Here is a 572-nt window from a genome sequence, read left to right on the forward strand (position 1 = left end):
CTGGCCCGTCTGGTTGCTGTCGTCGTCGATCGCCTGCTTGCCCAGAATGACGAGGTCAGGCTTCTCTTCCTCGACGATCGCCCGCAATACCTTGGCGACCCCGAGCGGCTCGACGCGCTCGTCGCTCCTGACCAGGAGCGCACGGTCGGCGCCCATCGCAAGCGCCGTGCGCAGCGTCTCCTGCGCCTGCTGCGGGCCAACCGAAACCACCACGATCTCCTCGACCCCGCCCTTCTCCTTCTGCCGGATCGCCTCCTCGACCGCGATCTCGTCGAACGGGTTCATGCTCATCTTCACATNCGCTCGTCGCTCCGGACCAGGATCGCACGGTCGGCGCCCATCGCAAGCGCCGTGCGCAGCGTCTCCTGCGCCTGCTGCGGGCCAACCGAAACCACCACGATCTCCTCGACCCCGCCCTTCTCCTTCTGCCGGATCGCCTCCTCGACCGCGATCTCGTCGAACGGGTTCATGCTCATCTTCACATTGGCAAGGTCGACGCCACTGCCATCGGACTTCACACGGATCTTAACGTTGTAATCCACAACGCGCTTGATGCAGACGAGTATCTTCAT

2 pseudogenes are annotated in these 572 nt (G+C 63.9%); both read right to left on the reverse strand.

Annotated elements, in window-relative coordinates:
* Positions 1–303: pseudogene (locus NDN16_RS20830) on the reverse strand (electron transfer flavoprotein subunit beta/FixA family protein); the annotation flags it as partial.
* 2 nt (positions 304–305) lie between these two features.
* Positions 306–572, reverse strand: a pseudogene (locus NDN16_RS20835) (electron transfer flavoprotein subunit beta/FixA family protein); the annotation flags it as partial.

The sequence above is a fragment of the Aureimonas altamirensis genome (assembly GCF_023702225.1).
Classification (GTDB): Bacteria; Pseudomonadota; Alphaproteobacteria; order Rhizobiales; family Rhizobiaceae; genus Aureimonas; species Aureimonas altamirensis_B.